Source organism: Candidatus Accumulibacter vicinus, assembly GCF_000584955.1.
In the GTDB taxonomy this organism is placed as follows: domain Bacteria; phylum Pseudomonadota; class Gammaproteobacteria; order Burkholderiales; family Rhodocyclaceae; genus Accumulibacter; species Accumulibacter vicinus.
In genome coordinates, this window is sequence record NZ_JDSS02000038.1 from 7,212 (window position 1) to 9,039 (window position 1,828).

Consider the following 1,828-nt stretch of genomic DNA (forward strand, 5'->3'; position numbering starts at 1 on the left):
ATAACCGCTACCTCTCAAGGTAACGGAAAGTGTTACATACACCCATACATTATCAATATAGTCTCTTAGGTACTTTATATCTGCTCTTACTGCCCTTTCTGCCCTTTCCCCTCTAGTCCCTTGACCATAGGGGGCGGCATCCCACAATTCTTCTTTGGCCTTTTTCATGGCCATACTGAAATCATAATACAGTTTGGCCCCTCCAACGGTCCACAGAACTACCTCTGATGGCTTCTTGTTTCGTGTTGTCCAGTCAGATACAGGGTCATGACCGTCATAGCGTGACCAGGGCGGTTCCTCAAATTCATCATAGTCTACCTCAATAGTGAACAGGTATCCTTTATACTTCATTGTCTTTTTCAGTATCATGTCGTTTCCTCTCGTGTCGTTGGTAAGTAGTTATCATACTACCTACTCTAAAAAGTTCCCGTCTACATCATAAGAAAATTCACAGGTTTCCTAGCATGCTGCTTACTCTAAAAAGTTCCCGTCTACATCATAAGAAAATTCGCGGGCTTGTTCTGCAAGTGCTTCTTCTGAGTTTTCAAACTCTTCTTGGGACCTGAGCCTAGACCCTATCCAGTAACCGAAATCCTCCAGGGCTTGCTTAATCCTCTCCTCATATTCTCCTAAAGACCTGTAAGGGTATAGGGCATCTTCTACACTAACTATAATTGACCTGGACCTGGACCACCTTTTATAGCTGATACTGGCCTGTAGACGATAGAAGTTAGGTCGTTGCACGTCCCTAAGCTCTTTAGCAATACGGACTAGCTCAGGGTCTTTTGTTTCCTGCTCTACTTTCTTTACTGCGTTTTTGGCATATTCATAGTAACCGCTATAGGTTGCATCTTCTCCATCCCATTCTACGTCTATATAGACTCCTCCTCTTGTAGAATTAAGAGTTATACCTAGCAATCGTGCTATTGCGTCTATGTCTTCTAATAGGCATGAGTGGTCAAACTCATCTACTGCAAAGTACTCCCTTGCCCTCTCTTGTGCACTGGGCGATAGCTCATCATAGGTATAAACTAGCCTATACTCGGTCTCTAACCAATATAGATAGCCGTCTAGTCCCTGTTCCTCTAATTCTTGGTGAATTTCCTCATACTCTGCACTTCCTGCGGGAAAGTTCTTATCGAACCATGCCAAGCCTGCATCACAGGCTCCTTTCTCTTCTAGTTCACTTCTGGTAATCATCTTGTTAATTCCCTGGATAGATAATGAGAGGGACCAGTAAACCTGAAAGAAGCCAAACCAATAGACTAATCATCCGAATATCCCTTCAAAGATTTGGGTTTGACGTGCACGGGCAGCAGCCCGTGCTGCCTCTACTGCCTCTGCCTCTACTGCCTCTGCCCTTGCTGCCTCTGCTGCCCGTGCTGCCCGTGCTGCTGCCCCTGGCACCCATGCTGCTGCTTGTGCAGCCTCTGCTGCTGCCCGTGCTGCTACCACTGGCACCCCTGCTGCCCGTGCTGCTGCCCATGCTGCCCGTGCTACTGCCCATGCTGCTGCCACTGTCACCCATGCCGCCCATGCTGCCTCTGTTACCCCTACTGCCCGTGCTGCTGCCAATGCTGCCTCTGCTACTACCTCTGCCTCTGCTACTACTTGGTCAAGCTCCCGCTTAGACAGCGGGATTTCCAGGTGCCTTTCAAGGGCACTGAGCACGTCCAATGACCTTTTATCGGTCATGAGGTGAGACACCTCTTGAACACAAGCGAGAACGAACCTTGTTATTTCCCTGTCATATCCAGTAATTGTGCGAAGACACCACAGGGTATCGTCCAGTCCATTGGACTGCAGGATGGTAACAAGGGGTAAGGGC

General features: G+C 48.0%; 1 protein-coding gene and 2 pseudogenes. All 3 read right to left on the bottom strand.

Features of this window, described 5'->3' with window-relative positions:
• Window positions 1–369: pseudogene (locus CAPSK01_RS17200) on the bottom strand (hypothetical protein); the annotation flags it as partial.
• Window positions 370–471: 102 nt separating this feature from the next.
• Window positions 472–1,200 (bottom strand): hypothetical protein, encoded by a 729-nt coding sequence (locus tag CAPSK01_RS17205; protein ID WP_034929584.1) that lies wholly within the window; start codon window positions 1,198–1,200, stop codon window positions 472–474.
• A gap of 69 nt (window positions 1,201–1,269) precedes the next feature.
• Window positions 1,270–1,828 (bottom strand): annotated as a pseudogene (locus CAPSK01_RS23625) (hypothetical protein); the annotation flags it as partial.

Coding starts and splice junctions, on each gene's coding strand:
- CAPSK01_RS17205 (WP_034929584.1), bottom strand. CDS start 1,200: ATGATTACCAGAAGTGAACTAGAAGAGAAAGGAGCCTGTGATGCAGGC.